This window comes from Micromonospora sp. FIMYZ51 (assembly GCF_038246755.1).
Taxonomy (GTDB): Bacteria; Actinomycetota; Actinomycetes; order Mycobacteriales; family Micromonosporaceae; genus Micromonospora.
Map to the genome: position 1 here is coordinate 5,971,988 of NZ_CP134706.1, position 17,015 is coordinate 5,989,002.

Genomic DNA, 17,015 nt, shown 5'->3' on the forward strand with positions numbered 1-17,015 from the left:
AGAGGACGTACCGTGTATTTCACCGATCGCGGGATCGAGGAGTTGGTCCAGCGGCGCGGCGACGAGCAGGTCAGCATGGAGTGGCTCGGCGAGCGGCTGCGCGACTTCGTCGACCTGAACCCCGAGTTCGAGACCCCGATCGAGCGGTTCGCCACCTGGCTGGCCCGCCTCGACGACGAGGACGACGACGAGTAGACCTGGCCACCTCCACCGGCCGGATCACCAGGTAGCGTGACGGCCATGCCGCCCAGCTCCCGCCGCCCCGCCCTGCTGGTGGGGATCGCGCTGGCCGTCCTGCTCGCCGGGTGTGGCGCCGAGGCAGCCGGGCAGTCACCGACCGAGACCTCAAGCGCCGGCCGTTCGGCAGCGCCGCTGCCGCCCGTCTTCTACGTCGATCCGGGCGGCGCCGCCGGGTGGCAGGTCACCGAGTGGGAGCGGGAGGGCCGGGCCGAGGAGGCCGCCACGCTGCGCCGGATCAGCACCCGCCCAACCGCACGCTGGCTGGTCGGTGACTCGGAGACGGTCACCGAGGAGGTGTCGGACTTCCTGGCCGGGGCGAAGCGTTCCGGCCAGACGCCGGTGCTCGTCACCCACAACCTGCCGGAGCGCGACTGCGGGCGGCAGGGCTCGGGTGGTGCCGAGTCGGCCGAGGCGTACCAGGACTGGATCCGGCGGGTGGCCCGTGGGGTGCAGGGACGCCCGGTCATGGTCATCATGGAGCCGGGTGCGGTCCCGGACGCGGTGGACCGCTGCGTCGACGACGTCGAAGAGCGACTCGGCCTGCTGCGGGACGCGGTGGCGGTGTTGAGCAGCACCGGCAGCGCCCAGGTCTACCTGGATGCCGGCCACCCGGCCTGGATCAAGGACACCGACCGGTTGGCGGCGGCCCTGGGCCAGGCCGGCGTCGCCGACGCCGACGGCTTCGCGCTCAACGTCGCGAACTTCATCGGTACGCCGCAGAACGTCAGCTACGGCCACCGGATCTCCGACGCCCTCGGCGGCACGGCCACGTTCGTCATCGACACGAGTCGCAACGGCAAGGGTCCGTACCCGCGCGAGACCGTGCGCTCCGCGCCAAGCTGGTGCAACCCGCCGGGGCGGGCGCTCGGCGCGGATCCCACCACCGACACCGGCCTGGACCGGGTCGACGCCCTGCTCTGGATCAAGTACCCGGGCGAGTCCGACGGCGCCTGCCGTCCGGGCGAGCCGGAGAGCGGTGTCTGGTGGCCCGAGTACGCCCTCGGACTCGCCGAGCGCGCCGGCTGAGGCGCTGGCCGCCGGCTGACCGGGGCGGCCTGCCGCGGGTCAGAAGCTGACCTGCCGGGCGGTGGCCGCGTCGCCCGGTACGGGCCGCACCGGCCGACCGCCCGGCCCGGCCGGATCCAGGCCGGTACGTTTCAGCTTCTGCCAGCCCAGCCGCCCACCGGTAAGCGCGGTGACCACCGACTGGAGCAGTACCAGATACATCAGTTGGCGATAGACGAACTGCTGCAACGGCAGCACCCAGAGGACGCCGAGCTTCTCCTTGTCGAGGCGGAAGGCCACGATCGCGGTGAGGAACTGCAATCCCAGCATGGCCACCCAGGCCAACGCCGTCTCGGTCCGGTCCAGGAAGATCAGGCCGTAGATGGCGAGCAGGTCGATGACCGGCGCGGTGATCGGCAGCAACACCCCGAACACGGTCAGGAACGCCAGGCAGCGCCGGCTGAACCGGCCGGAGACACCCTTGTCGAGCACCGAACGGCGGTGCTTCCACATCGCCTGCATGGTGCCGTAGCTCCACCGGTACCGCTGCTTCCACAGTTGCCCGATGCTTGTCGGCGCCTCGGTCCAGGCGCGGGCGCTCTCCTCGTACACCACCTTCCAGCCGGCCCGGCCCAGGGCCATGGTGACGTCGGTGTCCTCGGCCAGGGTGTCGTCGGTCATCCCGCCGACGTGGTCCAGTGCCTCGCGGCGGAACGCGCCGATCGCGCCGGGAATGGTGGGCATGCACCGCAACGTCTCGTAGAGCCGGCGATCGAGGTTGAAGCCGATCACGTACTCGATGTGCTGCCACTTGGCGATCATGCCGCGCCGGTTGCCCACCTTGACGTTGCCGGCGACCGCACCCACCTGCGGATCGCCGAAGGGTTGGACCAGGCGACGGACCGATTCGGGTTCGAAGATGGTGTCCCCGTCGACCATCACGATCAGGTCGTGCCGGGCCAGGGCGATGCCGGTGTTCAGCGCGCTCGACTTGCCGCCGTTGGGCTTGCGGACCACCCGTACGTTCGGCAGGTTGAGCCCGGCCGCGAGGTCGGCGGTGCCATCGGTCGAGCCGTCGTCGACCACCACCACCTCGATCCCGCCCGGATGGTCGCCGGTGGCGAGTGAGCGGACTGCGGCGACGATCCCCTCCTTCTCGTTGTAGGCGGGCACGATCACCGAGACCGGCTGGGTGACCGGCGGGCCCCAGGCGAAGTCCCGCCGACGCCGCTTGCGGGCGTGCCGCAACGCCAGCACGAACAGCAGCAGGGTACGGCCGATGGTGAGCACGCCGACGAGCACGAAGAGCACACCGAACCCGACGAAGGTGCCGTCGGCGGCGCGCACGGCCATGATCAGCATCTGGCCCCGCCAGCGCTCGCCCGGGGTCGCCTCGACCGGACCGGCCGTGGCGCCGGTGACCCCGGCCTCGGCGAGCGCCTGGTTCAGTCCGCCGCTGACCGTGGTGAAGGTGTATCCCCGCTCCTTCATCATCGGGATGTACCGGTCCAGCGCCTCGACCGTCTGCGAGCGATCGCCGCCGGAGTCGTGCCAGAGCGTGATCGCCCCGGAGTAGCCCGGCGGGATGGTCCGCTCGATCATCCCGTCCGGGCCCTGCCGCTCCCAGTCCCGGCTGTCCAGGTCGTTGACCACGGTGAGGTAGCCGAGCTCACCGGCCTGTTGCAGCAGTGGCCAGTCCTGGTCGACGAAGGCGTCCGACCGCGACGAGTACGGGAACCGCAACAGGTTGGTCCGGATCCCGGTGGCCCCGGCGATGGCCAGTTGGGTCTGGGTGTACTCCATCCGCCGCTGCCAGCCGGGAATCTCCGTGAGATGCGGGTGGGTGAAGGTGTGCACGCCGAGTTCGTGCCCCTTGGCGGCCAGTTCGCGGACCAGTTCGGGGCTGCGCACCACCTGGTTGCCGAGGACGAAGAAGGTGCCGGGCACCTGGTGTTTCTCCAGCACCGCCAGCACGGCCGGGGTCCACTGCGGGTCCGGCCCGTCGTCGAAGGTGAGCACGACGGTCCGCGCCGGCAACCGGTAGGACTGGGGGCGCTCGGCGGTGGTGTTCACGATCGGGCCCCCTTCGAGAATCTCGTCGGGGACGTCGTACTGGCCGCTGCCGATGGTGTTCTCCGCCCGGTAGTCGGGGATGAACGAGCCGTTGGCGTAGGCGTGGACGAAGAGGATGCCGCCCAGCAGCACGAAGATCATCGCATAGATCGTCCAGCTTGGACGCGGGACGAGTCGCCGGGCACGCGCCGCCGGGCCGGGTCGGGTTCGCTGCCGCTGCGTGGTACGGGAGGGGGCCTGGTATCCCGGTCGGCCGGGCTGGTGCGGCTGGTTCATCAGGGGGCGGTTGCCTCACTCGGCGGATCCGGTGGCGGGGACGGCGACGCGGGGGGCGCCGGGCTGTTCGAGGGCGGGTCGCTGGCCGGCGGGGCGGTGGGCGAAGGAGAGCGCGAGGGAGTACGCGCCGGGGTGGCGCTCGGCCGGGCGCTGCGCGTCGCCGTCGGGGAGGGGCTCGGTGCGGGGCTGGTGGAGGTCGCACCGGTGCTGGGCGTGGTGGAGGTACCGGGTGCGGTGCGGGACGGCGTGACCGAGGTGGGCGACGGGGTGGCGGTCACCGACGGTGCGGGCGTGGCCGCTGTGGAGGCGGGCGGTGGCTCCCAGGTCTCGGTGGGCTCGACGAAGGGAATGATCGTCTCTGGGCGGACCGGCCCACCGGCGAAGCTGACGCCGACCATCGCCGTGTACGCCAACCCCGCCAGCCCGAGGAAGTAGGCGGTCCGGCGCAGCCACCGCCGCCGCCGGCCAGTCGGATCAACGAAGACGGGGGGTGGTTCCGGCGCGACAGGAATGATCTGTGTTGGTCCCTCCACGTACGCGAGTCTAAACGTGAATACCTTTCACCTTCTCCGTCACGTGTCCCATCTGACATGCGGGAACGAGCCTGCTCACCCCGAGTTGGTTGTCCAGCCGCAACCAACCGGACCGAGTAGGTTGGCCGCATGGCCCGCAGCGTCTACCTCACCAGCGTGGGATCCGGCGGCGGAAAATCGACGATCGCGCTCGGTCTCGCCGAGCTGCTCTCCCGACAGGTCGAGCGGATCGGCGTGTTCCGCCCACTGGTTCCCTCCACCGGCCCAGATGACATCCTTGCCCTGCTCCGCGACCGGTACCGCGTGGAAGGTACCCCCTCTGACCTGGCCGGAGCCACATATGCCGAGGCCACGGCCCTGGTCTCGGACGGACGACGGGAAGAACTGATCTCCCGGGTGGTGCAGCGTTACCGAACGGTCGAGCGGCAGTGCCCGGCCGTCGTGGTGGTGGGTAGCGATTTCGCCGATGCCGGCGACGGCGCCGCCCCACGTGAACTGGCCTTCAACGCCCGACTGGCGAACGAGTTCGGCAGCGTCGTGGTGCCGGTGGTGGACGGGCAGGGCCAGTCACCGGAGGCGATCGCGGCGGCAGCCCGAGGCGCGTACCACGATCTCGTGGACCTCGGCGCGACGGTGCTGGCGGTGATCGCCAACCGGGTGCCCGAACCGATGACCCTGCCCGACCTGCCGGTGCCGGTGTACGCGATCCCGGAGGTGCCGACCGTGTCGGCACCCACGGTGGCCGAGGTCGCCGCCGCGCTCGACGCGACCCTGCTCGCCGGTGACGAGGCGGCCCTCGGCCGCGACGTGCTCGACTACGTGGTCGGCGCGGCGCACGTGCCGACCCTGCTGGAGCACCTGACCGACGGCTGTCTCGTGATCACTCCCGGCGACCGGGACGACCTGCTGGTGGCGGCGAGCGCCGCGCACGTCGCCGGACAGGTCTCGGTGGCCGGACTGGTCCTCACCCTCGGTGAACAGCCGGATCCTCGGGCGCTGCGGCTCTTCGAGGGGCTGAACACCGGGCTCGCGGTGCTCAGCGTGGCCAGCGACAGCTACGACACGGTCGCCGCGTCCAGCCGGATCGAGGGGCGGCCCAGCGCGGCAAACGCCCGCAAGGTGGAGGCCGCCCTCGGCGCGTTCGAGGCCAATGTGGACACCGATGACCTGGCCCGCCGGCTCGCGGTCAGCCGCTCACCACGGGTCACCCCGATGATGTTCGAGTACGACCTGATCGACCGGGCCCGTGCCCAGCGCCGCCACCTGGTCCTTCCCGAGGGCACCGAGGAGCGGATCCTGCGCGCCACCGAGATCCTGCTCCGTCGGGGCGTCGCCGACCTCACCCTGCTCGGCGACCCCGACAGCGTGGCCCGGCGGACCCGGGAACTCGGCGTCGACATCAGCGGTGCGACAGTTGTCGATCCGGCGACCAGCCCGTGGCGCGACGAGTTCGCCGAGGCGTACGCGAAGCTGCGCGCCCATCGGGGCGTCACCGCCGAGCTGGCGTACGACATCGTGGCGCAACCGAACTACTTCGGCACCATGATGGTGTCGGCCGGCCACGCCGACGGCATGGTCTCCGGCGCCACCCACACCACCGCGGCGACCATCCGCCCCGCCTTCGAGATCGTGAAGACGGTGCCGGAGGTCTCCGTCGCCTCCAGCGTCTTCTTCATGCTGCTCGCCGACCGGGTGCTGGTGTACGGCGACTGCGCGGTCAACCGCGACCCGGACGCCGCCCAACTCGCCGACATCGCGATCTCCTCGGCCGACACCGCGGCCCGGTTCGGCATCGAACCCCGGGTGGCCATGCTGTCCTACTCGACCGGCAGCTCGGGCGCGGGTGCCGACGTGGAGAAGGTCGCGGCGGCCACCGCGCTGGTCCGCCAGCGTCGGCCCGAGTTGGCCGTGGAGGGACCGATCCAGTACGACGCGGCCATCGACCCGGCCGTGGCGGCGACGAAGCTGCCCGGCAGCACGGTCGCCGGCCGGGCCACCGTCTTCATCTTCCCGGACCTGAACACGGGCAACAACACGTACAAGGCGGTGCAGCGCTCGGCCGGGGCGGTGGCCGTCGGGCCGGTGATGCAGGGCCTGCGCCGGCCGGTCAACGACCTTTCCCGAGGAGCCACCGTGCCGGACATCGTGAACACCGTGGCGATCACCGCCATCCAGGCCGCCGCGCTCGCCGAGACCCCGACCCCGCCGGACGCGGCGTCGACGCCGGGTGCCACCGGGTCGGTTTCGGTTCCGGTTTCCGGGGACGAGGTGGCGCGGTGAGCAAGGTGCTCGTGCTCAACTGCGGCTCGTCGTCGGTGAAGTACCGGCTCTACGACGGCGAGCGGGTGCTGGACCGGGGCACCGTCGAACGGATCGGCGAGCCGGACGGCGGCCCAGCCGACCACGCCGGCGCGGTACGCCAGATCCTGGCCGACCTGGACCTGACCGGGCTGACCGCCGTGGGGCACCGGGTGGTGCACGGCGGCCGGCGGTTCACCGCGCCGACGCTTGTGGACGATGCGGTACTGGCCGCCATCGCCGACCTGGTGCCGCTCGCCCCGCTGCACAATCCGGCCAACCTCGCCGGCATCGCGGTGGCCCGCGAGGCGCTGCCGGACGTGGCACAGGTCGCCGTCTTCGACACCGCGTTCCACCACACGCTGCCCGAACCCATCGCCACGTACGCCATCGACCGGGAGGTAGCGGAGCGCTACGGCATCCGACGGTACGGCTTCCACGGCACCTCGCACGCGTACGTCTCGCGGCGCACGGCGGAACTGCTGGAGCGCCCGTACGACGAGATCAACACGATCAGCCTGCACCTGGGCAACGGCGCCAGCGCCTGCGCGGTCGCCGGTGGGCGCAGCGTCGCCACCTCGATGGGGATGTCCCCGCTGGAGGGGTTGGTGATGGGCACCCGCAGCGGCGATCTGGACCCGACCATCGTGTTCCACCTGCGCCGCGAGGGCGGACTGGGCGTGGACGAGATCGACGACCTGCTCAACCACCGCAGTGGCCTGCTCGGGCTGACCGGCGCCAACGACATGCGCGAGGTCCTGGCCCGGCGGGCCGCCGGAGATCCTGCGGCGGCGCTCGCCTTCGACGTGTACTGCCGGCGGATCACCGGCTATGTGGGCGCGTACTACGCCCTGCTCGGCCGGGTGGACGCGATCGCCTTCACCGCCGGCGTCGGCGAGCACGCGGCTGCGGTACGGGCCGCCGCGCTGGCCGGGCTCGACCGGCTGGGCATCGCCGTCGACGCGGGGCGCAACGCGGGCAGCGGCGACCGCTTGATCTCGCCGGACGGCGCCGAGGTGGCGGTCTACGTCATCGGCACCGACGAGGAACGGGAGATCGCCCGCGCGGCCAGAGCGGTGGTCGAGGCAGCTGGTTGAACAGCCGGCCGCAATACCCGCCGGGGCGGGGTCGCAGGCGACAGCCGGGACCGCGCCGGGGCGGGGTGCGCAGGCGACAGCCGGGACCGCGCCGGGGCGGGGTGCGCAGGCGACAGCCGGGACCGCGCCGGGGCGGGGTGCGCAGGCGACAGCCGGGACCGCGCCGGGGCGGGGTGCGCAGGCGCGCCGGGAGGAGCCAGCGGGCGCCGGCCGGGGACCGCGCCGGCAGGAGCGTCAGGTGCCGAACCCGGCGGCGGGGTCAGCCGAGGGCGAGCCAGCCGGCGGCGGCGATCAGCAGCGCCGCGATCACGACCGCCCCGATGATCAAAGGGGTGCGCGACGCTGTCTGGGCCGGGGCGTCCCCGGTGTTGGCGAAGGCGCGGAACGCCTCGGTGTTACCGCTCGGGTCGGTGTAGTTCTCAGCCATGCGCGTGACCCTAGCGAAACCGGTCCAGTCGGGTCGTCCCGCAGTTACGCGGGTCCAGGTGTCGTACGACACCGGGTAACGGCACCCGGACGGGTGACTCGGGGCCTTACCGTGAGGCCGTGGGAATTCCACGGCGGTGCGTCGCAGTGGCGATCGCCTTCCTGTTGGCCGGGCTGGCCGGGTGCGCGGCGACCGGCGACCCGCCGGGTCAGGTGGCGCCGACCGGAGCGGCACCCCGGCTCCAGTACGCGGTGGGCGTCCGGACATTCGTTGTCGATCCCGGCTCGGCGCGCCCGCTGCCGGTGACCCTCTGGTATCCGGCGCAGGGCAGCCGGGTGGCCGACGGGCGGTTCCCGGTGGTGCTCTACAGCCACGGCCTGGCCAGCCTGCCCGAGCAGCACTCCGGGCTGACCGCCCGGTGGGCCGCCGCCGGTTTCGTGGTGGCCGCTCCGGAGTATCCACACACCCGACGTGGTGCCGCCCGTTTCTCCCGGGCAGACGTACGCCACCAGCCGGCGGACGGATGGCGGGTGATCCGGCACCTGGTCCGGCTCGACCGTCGGGCCGGCGACCCCCTCGCCGGGCATCTCGACGTGCAGCACATGGCTGCCGCCGGTCACTCGGCGGGCGGCTTCACCACTGCCGGGATGTTCACCAGCGGGCATCCGGCCCGGCTGCGCGCCGGCATCGTGATCGCCGGTGGCGGGATGGCGGGCAGCTTCGCGGGGCCGACCGCACCCATACTCTTCGTGCACGGCACCGCCGACTCCGTGGTACCACTGAGCGTCGGCCGAGCCGCCTACCGCCGTACGCCCGGACCGGCCTACTTTCTGAGTCTGCTGGGTCAGGGGCACGGGGAGTACCTGGTCCCCGGCCGCCCCGGGTTCGCCCAGGTGCTCGGCACCACCACCGACTTCCTCCGCTGGACCCTCTACGGAGACCCCGAGGCCGCCCGCCGCCTCCCCGCCCGCGCCCTGCTCCCCAACGTCACCACCTTCGAAACCCACCCCACCCGCTAACCACCCCCCACCCCCACCCCACCCTCGCGATCTTGCACTTTCCGTCGCGACATTTACCCTGGAAAGGAACTTTTTGCCGACCTAAAGTGCAAGATCGGCGCGGTGGGGGTGGGGAAGGGTGGCGGTGGCGCAGGGCACAATCGAAGGCATGTCGCGCCGTGCCGCCTCCGCCCTGCTCGCCAGCACGCTGTTCGTCAGCGCGCTGGTCGGCTGCTCCACCGATTCCGGACCCGCCCCGCAGGCGGCCCCCGCCACACCGCAGCCGACCTCAGCCGCACCGCAGCCGACCTCAGCCGCACCGCAGGCGAGCGGAACGGCACCGGCGATACCGGCCGGCAGCGCCCCGGAACGCCAGTTCGCGGTCGGCGTACGGCAGCTGAAGCTGAACCGCGACGGCGACCGGGCGCTGCCGGTGACCGTCTGGTATCCGGCGGCCGGTCGCGCCGGAGGCCAGCCGACGACTTCGGCCGACGCCGCGACCGGGAAATTCCCGGTGGTCATGTTCAGCCACGGCCTCGGTGGTCGACCCGCCGACTACGCCGAGCTGCTCACCCGCTGGGCGGCGGCGGGTTTCGTGGTGGCCGCGCCGACCTTCCCGCACACCTCCCGGTCCAGCGACCAGAACGTGCTCGACGTGCTCAACCAGCCCGCCGACGTGTCGTACGCGCTGACCCAGGTGCTCGCCCTCAACACCCGCAATGGCGACCCGCTGCGCGGGCGGCTCGCCGCCGACCGGGTGGCCGCCGCCGGGCACTCGGCCGGCGGGGTGACCACGATCGGGCTGTTCACCACCGGCCGGGACGAGCGGCTGGCCGCCGGCATCGTCTTCGCCGGCACCGCCCTCGGGGTGGGCACCGCGTTCGCCGGAGCCGCAGCACCGCAACTCTTCGTGCACGGCGAGGCCGACGAGGTGGTGCAGTACGCCTCCGGCAAGGCCGTCTACGACAAGGTGCCCTGGCCGAAGGCGATGCTCAGCCTGCCCAAGGGCGACCACGGCCGAGCCCTGCTCAGCGACGGTCCCGCCCTGCGGGTGGTGGCCGACACCACCATCGAGTTCCTCCGCTGGACCCTCTACGGCGACGCCGACGCCCGGGACCGCATCCCCGCCGCCGGCACCCGCGACGACATCGCCACCTTCGACAACCGCTTGTAGATGTAAGGAAGGGCCCCTTTTTAACGCCTCGTGTATAGCAAGGGCCCCTTCTTAACACTGCGGCTCAGCCGGCGCGCTGCGGCTCAGCCGGCGCGCTGCGGCTCAGCGTGCGCTCCCGCTCCGACAGCGCTCCGGCTCGGTCGGCAGGCTACGGCTCGTCCGGGCGCTGGGGCTCAGCGGGTGTGGTCGATGACGATCTTGCCGAAGACGTCTCCGGAGTGCAGGCGGGCGAAGGCGTCCGTAACCCGGCTGAACGGCACCACGCTGTCCACGACCGGCCGGACGCCCCGCTCGGCGCAGAACGTCAGCAGGTCGGTCAACTCCCCCGGCGTACCCATCGAGGTGCCCACGATCTCGAGTTGCATCGCGAAGACCCGGCGCAGGTTGACCTTTGGTTCGTGCCCGGCGGTCGCCCCGGAGACCACGATCCGGGCCCCCGGCGCGGCGGACTTCAGCGAATGGTCGAAGGTGGCCGCGCCGACGGTCTCGATCACCACGTCGACCCGCTCACGCAGCCGCGCGCCGGGCTCGACCGGGGTCGCCCCCAGCTCGGCGATCCGCTCCCGCTTGCCCGCGTCCCGACTGGTCGCGTACACCCGCTTGCCCATCGCGACGGCCAGCGCCACCGCCGCGGTGGCCACGCCGCCACCGGCGCCCTGGACCAGCACGGCGTCGGCGGTGTCGACGCGGCCCTTGGTGGTCAGCATGCGCCACGCGGTCAGCCAGGCCGTCGGCAGGCATGCCGCGTCGGTCGCCGCCAGGCCCGCTGGCAGCGGCAACAGATTCGATCGGGGTACGGCCACCCGCTCGGCCAGGGTGCCCGGGAAGTGCTCGGAGAGGATCGAGACGCCACGCGGGTCGCCGGGGGTGACCACCACCGGGTAGACGACCACCTCGTTGCCGTCGGGGTCCACCCCGGTCGCGTCGCAGCCCAGGATCATCGGCAGCTGCTCGGCGCGCAGCCCCACGCCGCGCAGCGACCAGAGATCGTGATGATTGAGCGAGCTGGCGGTGACGCGCAGGACCACCCAGTCGTCGTCGGGCAGCGTCGGCTCGGGTTGCTCACCGACGGTGAGCGCGGCGAGCGGATCGGCGTCGTCGAGGCGGGAGGCAAAGGCGGCACGCATGATCCGCACGGTAACAAGCTGAGCGGCCGTTAAGAAGGGGCCCTTCCTATACACGAGACGTTAAGAAGGGCCCCTTCCTTACACCTCAGGCGCGGGCGACGCCGTCGCGGCGGGCGGCTTCGGCGACTGCTGCGGCGACAGCGGGGGCGACCCGTGGGTCAAGCGGGGAGGGCACGATCGCTTCGGGGGTCAGCGTGTCGGCCACCACGGCGGCGATGGCGTCGGCCGCCGCCACCTTCATGGCGTCGGTGACCCGGGTGGCCCGGGCCTGCAACGCGCCCCGGAACACACCGGGGAAGGCGAGCACGTTGTTGATCTGGTTCGGAAAGTCGCTGCGGCCGGTGGCGACCACCGCGACGTGCCGGCCAGCGACCTCCGGATGCACCTCGGGGGTGGGGTTGGCCAACGCGAAGACGATTCCACCGGGGGCCATCCCCGCCACCGCCAGCTCGGGGATCTGCCCGCCGGAGACCCCGACCAGGACGTCGGCATCGCGGAGCGCCTCGACGATGTCGCCCCGGCGGCCGTCGGCGTTTGTGAGCTCGGCCAGTTCGGCCTTGGTGCCGGTCAGGCTGGCCCGGTGGGCGGAGATGATGCCCTGGGAGTCGCAGACCACCACCTGGTCCGGGTCCACTCCCCCGGCCACCAGCATCTTGGTCACCGCCACCCCGGCCGCACCCGCGCCGCTGACCGCCACCCGCAGGTCGCCGAGCTTGCGGTTGAGCAGGGTGGCGGCGTTCCGCAGCGCGGCCAGCACGACGATGGCGGTGCCGTGCTGGTCGTCGTGGAACACCGGGATGTCCAGCGCCTCGTCGAGCCGGCGTTCCACTTCGAAGCAGCGCGGGGCGCTGATGTCCTCCAGGTTGATCCCGCCGAACGAGGGCGCGAGCGCGGTGACCGTGGCCACGATCTCGTCGACGTCCTGGGTGTCCAGGCAGACCGGTACCGCGTCGACCCCGCCGAACTGCTTGAACAGCACGGCCTTGCCCTCCATCACCGGCAGCGCGGCGCGCGGGCCGATGTTGCCGAGGCCGAGTACGGCCGAGCCGTCGGTGACGACCGCGACGGTGTTCGACGCCCAGGTGTAGTCGTATGCGAGCGTCGGGTCGGCAGCGATGGCCTCGCAGACCCGGGCTACCCCGGGGGTGTACGCGAGGGAGAGGTCGTCCCGGCTGTTCAGTGGCACCGTCGAGACGACGGCCATTTTGCCGCCTCGGTGCAGGGAGAAGACGGGATCAGCAGGGTCCACGGTGGACGTAGGCATGGTGACTCCAGGATCTGTCGAGCAGCTGGACCGGCCGGTCGGACGCACGGTGAGGCGGCGAGCGGCGGCACGCGGTGCGGGGGGTCACCCGGGCGTCTTCGAGCATAGTGGGGCGGGTGGGGCCGGCATGTGAGCAGGGTCATAACCGGCGGGCCGGCACCCGACCGGGCCGGGGCCAGTACCGGGCCACCACCCGGCCCACCACGTCGGCCACCCCGTACACCCGGGAGTCGTCGGTGACCAGGTCGTTGTCCCCGTACAGCCACCAGCCGCCGTCGGCGGGGCGGATCGCGCGCTTGACGACCAGCAGGTCGGGGCGGCTGCGGAAGACCGCCACCACCACGTCGCCGGAACGTACGGCCCGACCGCCGCTGCGGACCAGCACCGCGTCGCCGTGCCGCAGCGTGGGCGACATGGACGGACCGGTCACCAGTACGGCGGACAGCGGCCACCGCAGCCGGGGCACGGACACGGGGGGTTTCACCTCCAGCAGCCTCGGGGACCACCGTCAGGAGTAATGTCGTCTTGGATCATCGCAAACTTCCCATGGAGGATCCCGATGCGACTTCCACGCATCCTCGCGCCTCGCGTGACCGCCAGCGCGCACTGCGACCTGCCCTGCGGGGTCTACGACCCCGCCCAGGCTCGGATCGAGGCCGAGTCGGTGAAAATGATCTGTGAGAAGTATCAGGCCAACACCGACCCCGAGTTCCGTACCCGAGCCATCCTGATCAAGGAGCAGCGGGCCGACCTGGTCAAGCACCACCTCTGGGTGCTGTGGACCGACTACTTCAAGCCGCCGCACTTCGAGAAGTACCCGCACCTGCACCAGCTGTTCAACGAGGCCACCAAGCTGGCCGGTGCCGCGGGTGCCAAGGGTGCTACCGACCCGAGCAAGGCCGACGAACTGCTCCAGAAGATCGACGAGATCTCGAAGATCTTCTGGGAGACCAAGCAGGCGTGACATCGCCGGCCACGGCGGCCGACGCGTCCGCACCGGGCGCGTCGGCCGCCGGCATGTTTGACCGCCTCAGCGGGTAGAGTCCCCGACCGGGGGGATGAGTGGTGACTCAACTGACCGGCCAGCCAGCGACCGATGACGACGTCGTGCACCTCACCGTGCCCGCCGACGGTGGCTATCTCGGCGTGCTCCGCACCGCCACCGCGGGTCTCGCGGCCCGGCTTCAGTTCGCCCTCGACGAGATCGAGGATCTGCGGATCGCCGTCGACGAGGCGTGCGCCATGCTGCTCGCCATCGCCGCCCGAGAGGCCGACCTCGACTGTCGGTTCGCGGTGACCGAGGACGCGCTCACCGTCGAGGTCACCGTGCCGACCGTGCCGGGTGCCAAGCTGCCCGCCGAGTCGTCGTTCGCGTGGAAGGTGCTCACCGCGCTGACCACGTCGGCCTCGGCCAGCGCGACCGACGGCCGGGCCACCATCGCCCTGCTGACCCGGCGTGCGCCGGGTTGGTGACGGTCAGTTCACTCGAAGCCCAGTGGTGACGGTCAGTTCACTCGAAGCCCAGGGCGCGCGTGGTGGGCGGGCTCACCAGCAGCCAGGTGACGCCGGCCCCGAGCGCGATCAGCGGTACGCCGAGCCAGCCCAGCCCACCCTGGATCATGAACCAACCGATCGGCAGCAGCATGAGCTGGAGCACGATGGCCGGAGCGCGGGCGCCCGCCCGGCGACGCAGCAGCGCCCCGCCCAGCGCCCAGAGCGCGGCGGCGGCACCGACAGCGAAGGCCGTGACCAGCAATGCCGAGGTCAGGTCGGTTCGCGTGGCGGTGAAGTCGGCGACGACCAGCCAGGCCGCGACCAGACCGACGGCGATCGACTCTCCTCGTAACAGCCGGACCGCCCAACGGAGCGTGACGGGGGTCGGGACTGAGTCGATGGCCACGCGGACACGATACCCGTGACGGTCCGGAGTACAGTGCCGCCCATGCGGGCCGTCCTGCTGGTCAATCCGAAGGCCACCACCACAAGTGAGCGCGCACGGGACGTACTTGTCCGCGCGCTACGCAGCGAGGTCGACCTCTCCGTGCGCTACACCCGCCGGCGCGGTCACGCCACCGCCCTGGCCCGGGAGGCCGCCGTCGAGGGGGTCGACGTGGTGGTGACCCTCGGCGGCGACGGCACGGTCAACGAGGTGGTCAACGGGCTGATGGCCGCCAGCACGGCCGGTGGCCACCCGCCGTCGGCCGAGCGGCTGCCCGCCCTGGCCACCGTGCCGGGCGGCTCGACAAACGTCTTCGCGCGGGCGCTGGGCCTACCTCGGGAGTGGGCGGAGGCCGCCAGCATGATCCTGGAGGGCCTCCGGCTGGGCCGACACCGGACGATCGGCCTCGGTCGGGCAGACGACCGCTACTTCACGTTCTGTGCCGGCTTCGGGCTCGACGCGGCGGTGATCCACCGGGTCGAGGAGGCTCGTCGCAAGGGTCGGGTTTCCTCGCCGGGGCTCTACTTCCGCGCCTTCACCGCGCAGTTCCTGTTCGGCTCCGAACGGCGACACCCGGTGATCCGGCTTGAACAACCGGGCGAGGAGGCGGAGGTGGAGCTGTCCACCGTCATCGTCCAGAACACCGCCCCGTGGACCTACGTCGGGGACCGGGAGGCCAACCCGAACCCGGAGGCGTCGTTCGATCTGGGGCTCGATGTGTTGGCCCTGCGCCAGCTTGGCGTCGCCAGTACGACACGTACGGTGACACAATTGCTCTCCAACACGCCCGATCCGCGTGGTCGTCACGTGCTGCGACTGCACGACGTGGCCGAGTTCACGCTGGTGGCGGGCCGTCCGCAGGCATTCCAGCTCGATGGCGACTATCTTGGCGAGCGGGAAAAAGTCAGATTCACCTCCGTTCCGGCCGCACTCAGAGTAATCTGTTAGGCCTCCGGCATCGCCGGGTAGAGATGAAGCGGTGTGGCCCCCGACACCCGGCTTCGCGACACCCGGTAGTCGTGTCGGAAATGTCAGCATTGTCCGCCGGACTGTACTATATTGATCATTAGCTGTGATACGGCGGGCAGCCGGAGCGATCCGGAACCCGGACAAATGGGTTGTGGGCTTGCTCACCGCCCGGAGTTTTTCCGAGCGCCACCCTTGACATTGCGTAAGTTCGTGAAAGTATTCACAAGCGAACTTGAGTTACCGGGACATTGCCTGGCGCGCTCAGCAAGTTGAGCCGTTCCAGCAGGTCCCGGGAGCAACCAGCCTGCTCACGCAGTGCCGAATTGACGGATGCAAACCGTCACCATCGACATTGCGGATGCATATAGGAAAAGCACTAACAGCAACATCTGCCACCCATCCAGAATGAGGAGTGTTGCCGCCATGGACTGGCGCCACCATGCTGTCTGCCGCGACGAGGACCCGGAGCTGTTCTTCCCGATTGGGACGTCCGGTCCGGCTCTCCTTCAGGTCGAGCAGGCCAAGGCCGTCTGCCGGCGCTGCTCCGTGACCGACCAGTGCCTGCAGTGGGCGCTGGAGTCCGGTCAGGACGCTGGCGTCTGGGGCGGGATGAGCGAGGAGGAACGGCGCGCCGTCAAGCGTCGCGGTGGCCTCCGGGTGCTGCGCGCTCACTCCGCCTGACCACAACCCGCACCGAAGCGACACGCCCCGGCTGGCACCGCCCGCCGGGGCGTTCTGCTGTCCCGGGTCCGCCGACTCGCCGTAGCGGCGACGCGCGGGCCCGCCAGCTGTCTCCCGCCGGCGGCTCGGCACGCCCGTCAGCCGGCCCGGTACCCGGTGCCGTCCACCCGGCGCAGCACCAGGTCGACAAGTTCCGGAGCATCGGTAAGCGGCGCGGACACCGCCACCGCACCGGCGGCCCGCGCCGTCGTCGTCACCGCGTCGTGGAACAGCCCGGGAGCCAGGAAGTAGGCGGCCACGGCCACCCGTCGCGCACCAGCCGCCCGGAGCCGGGCCACCGCCGTACCGGCGTCCGGAGGCGCCGCCGAGGCGTACGAGACCCGGGTCGGGGTGCCCAGTGCCGCGCCCAGCGCGGCGGCCACTCGACCGACGGACCCCCGCGCCCCGGCGTCCCGGGTTCCCGCCGCGGCCAGCACCAGAGCGTCCCACCGGCCCGGATCCACCTCGGCCAGCCGGCGTCGCAGGCCGGCCAGCAGCGCCGGGTCCACCTGAGCGGCGACCGGGCCGAGCACGTCGGTCACCCGCACCGCGATCGGGGTACCGGAGCGGTTGGCTGCCGCCACCGCCGCCGGGATGTCCACCCGTCGGTGGTACGCGGCAGTGAGCAGCAGCGGCACCAGGACCGCCCGACGATGCCCGGCGGCGGCCAGCGCCTGCAACGCCTGCGCCGGATCCGGCTGGGTGTGATCGAGCCAGCTCGCCAGCACCGGGGTGCCGGGCCGGGCCGCCGCGACCGCGCGGGCCAACGCCCGGGTCGCGTCGGCCGCCCGGGGATCGCGGCTGCCGTGGGCGACCAGGAGCACAGGGTCGGTGCCCGGCCCGGACGCACCGGGCCGGCTCCGACAGTCGTCGAC

17 protein-coding genes and 1 pseudogene are annotated in these 17,015 nt (G+C 71.8%); 11 read left to right on the forward strand and 7 right to left on the reverse strand.

The window, feature by feature from the left end; all coding sequences use genetic code 11:
• The first annotated feature begins 12 nt into the window (after positions 1-12).
• Both QQG74_RS26695 and QQG74_RS26700 read left to right on the forward strand, forming a co-directional pair.
• Positions 13-195, forward strand: coding sequence for a DUF6104 family protein (locus tag QQG74_RS26695; RefSeq protein ID WP_341717445.1), 183 nt, complete (start codon positions 13-15; stop codon positions 193-195).
• Between the two features lie 45 nt (positions 196-240).
• Positions 241-1,266, forward strand: a complete 1,026-nt coding sequence (locus QQG74_RS26700) for a glycoside hydrolase family 6 protein (protein WP_341717446.1) — start codon at positions 241-243, stop codon at positions 1,264-1,266.
• Positions 1,267-1,305: 39 nt separating this feature from the next.
• On the opposite strand, the gene QQG74_RS26705 is transcribed toward QQG74_RS26700, so the two are convergent.
• Positions 1,306-3,459 (reverse strand): glycosyltransferase, encoded by a 2,154-nt coding sequence (locus QQG74_RS26705; RefSeq protein WP_341717447.1) that lies wholly within the window; start codon positions 3,457-3,459, stop codon positions 1,306-1,308.
• A gap of 120 nt (positions 3,460-3,579) precedes the next feature.
• Between QQG74_RS26705 and QQG74_RS26710 the strand changes: the two genes are divergently transcribed.
• The 3 genes and pseudogenes from QQG74_RS26710 to QQG74_RS26720 all read left to right on the forward strand — a co-directional run bounded on the left by QQG74_RS26710 (position 3,580) and on the right by QQG74_RS26720 (position 7,522).
• Complete coding sequence (locus QQG74_RS26710; RefSeq protein ID WP_341717448.1) at positions 3,580-4,029, forward strand: hypothetical protein; 450 nt, start codon at positions 3,580-3,582, stop codon at positions 4,027-4,029.
• A 227-nt stretch (positions 4,030-4,256) separates the two neighbouring features.
• Positions 4,257-6,305 (forward strand): annotated as a pseudogene (pta, locus tag QQG74_RS26715) (phosphate acetyltransferase); the annotation flags it as partial.
• A 98-nt stretch (positions 6,306-6,403) separates the two neighbouring features.
• Positions 6,404-7,522: an acetate kinase gene (locus tag QQG74_RS26720; RefSeq protein ID WP_341717449.1), complete on the forward strand. Its 1,119-nt coding sequence runs from the start codon at positions 6,404-6,406 to the stop codon at positions 7,520-7,522.
• Between the two features lie 259 nt (positions 7,523-7,781).
• Here QQG74_RS26720 and QQG74_RS26725 read toward each other — a convergent pair whose 3' ends face one another.
• Positions 7,782-7,949, reverse strand: coding sequence for a hypothetical protein (locus QQG74_RS26725; RefSeq protein ID WP_341717450.1), 168 nt, complete (start codon positions 7,947-7,949; stop codon positions 7,782-7,784).
• A gap of 125 nt (positions 7,950-8,074) precedes the next feature.
• Between QQG74_RS26725 and QQG74_RS26730 the strand changes: the two genes are divergently transcribed.
• Together QQG74_RS26730 and QQG74_RS26735 are read left to right on the forward strand one after the other, a co-directional pair.
• Positions 8,075-8,968, forward strand: a complete 894-nt coding sequence (locus QQG74_RS26730; RefSeq protein WP_341721396.1) for an alpha/beta hydrolase — start codon at positions 8,075-8,077, stop codon at positions 8,966-8,968.
• Between the two features lie 148 nt (positions 8,969-9,116).
• Positions 9,117-10,121, forward strand: coding sequence for a chlorophyllase (locus QQG74_RS26735; protein WP_341717451.1), 1,005 nt, complete (start codon positions 9,117-9,119; stop codon positions 10,119-10,121).
• Positions 10,122-10,294: 173 nt separating this feature from the next.
• On the opposite strand, the gene QQG74_RS26740 is transcribed toward QQG74_RS26735, so the two are convergent.
• The 3 genes from QQG74_RS26740 to QQG74_RS26750 all read right to left on the reverse strand — a co-directional run bounded on the left by QQG74_RS26740 (position 10,295) and on the right by QQG74_RS26750 (position 13,002).
• Positions 10,295-11,257, reverse strand: coding sequence for a zinc-binding dehydrogenase (locus tag QQG74_RS26740; protein WP_341717452.1), 963 nt, complete (start codon positions 11,255-11,257; stop codon positions 10,295-10,297).
• Positions 11,258-11,333: 76 nt separating this feature from the next.
• Positions 11,334-12,512 (reverse strand): NADP-dependent malic enzyme, encoded by a 1,179-nt coding sequence (locus QQG74_RS26745; RefSeq protein WP_341717453.1) that lies wholly within the window; start codon positions 12,510-12,512, stop codon positions 11,334-11,336.
• 139 nt (positions 12,513-12,651) lie between these two features.
• Entirely contained in the window at positions 12,652-13,002 is a 351-nt protein-coding gene (locus QQG74_RS26750; RefSeq protein ID WP_341721397.1) for a S24/S26 family peptidase, read from the reverse strand.
• Between the two features lie 69 nt (positions 13,003-13,071).
• On the opposite strand from QQG74_RS26750, the gene sodN reads away from it, so the two are divergent.
• Positions 13,072-13,476 (forward strand): superoxide dismutase, Ni, encoded by a 405-nt coding sequence (gene sodN / locus QQG74_RS26755; protein WP_111245248.1) that lies wholly within the window; start codon positions 13,072-13,074, stop codon positions 13,474-13,476.
• 101 nt (positions 13,477-13,577) lie between these two features.
• Positions 13,578-13,985, forward strand: coding sequence for an ATP-binding protein (locus tag QQG74_RS26760; protein ID WP_341717454.1), 408 nt, complete (start codon positions 13,578-13,580; stop codon positions 13,983-13,985).
• Positions 13,986-14,022: 37 nt separating this feature from the next.
• Here QQG74_RS26760 and QQG74_RS26765 read toward each other — a convergent pair whose 3' ends face one another.
• Entirely contained in the window at positions 14,023-14,412 is a 390-nt protein-coding gene (locus QQG74_RS26765) for a hypothetical protein (RefSeq protein WP_341717455.1), read from the reverse strand.
• 42 nt (positions 14,413-14,454) lie between these two features.
• Between QQG74_RS26765 and QQG74_RS26770 the strand changes: the two genes are divergently transcribed.
• Both QQG74_RS26770 and QQG74_RS26775 read left to right on the forward strand, forming a co-directional pair.
• On the forward strand, positions 14,455-15,399 hold the full coding sequence (locus QQG74_RS26770; RefSeq protein WP_341717456.1) for a diacylglycerol kinase family protein: 945 nt from the start codon (positions 14,455-14,457) through the stop codon (positions 15,397-15,399).
• Positions 15,400-15,843: 444 nt separating this feature from the next.
• Entirely contained in the window at positions 15,844-16,101 is a 258-nt protein-coding gene (locus QQG74_RS26775; RefSeq protein ID WP_007072794.1) for a WhiB family transcriptional regulator, read from the forward strand.
• A gap of 137 nt (positions 16,102-16,238) precedes the next feature.
• On the opposite strand, the gene QQG74_RS26780 is transcribed toward QQG74_RS26775, so the two are convergent.
• The gene (locus tag QQG74_RS26780; protein WP_341721398.1) at positions 16,239-16,964 is read right to left on the reverse strand and encodes a CbiX/SirB N-terminal domain-containing protein; all 726 of its coding nucleotides are present in this window, start codon (positions 16,962-16,964) and stop codon (positions 16,239-16,241) included.
• Positions 16,965-17,015 lie beyond the last annotated feature (51 nt).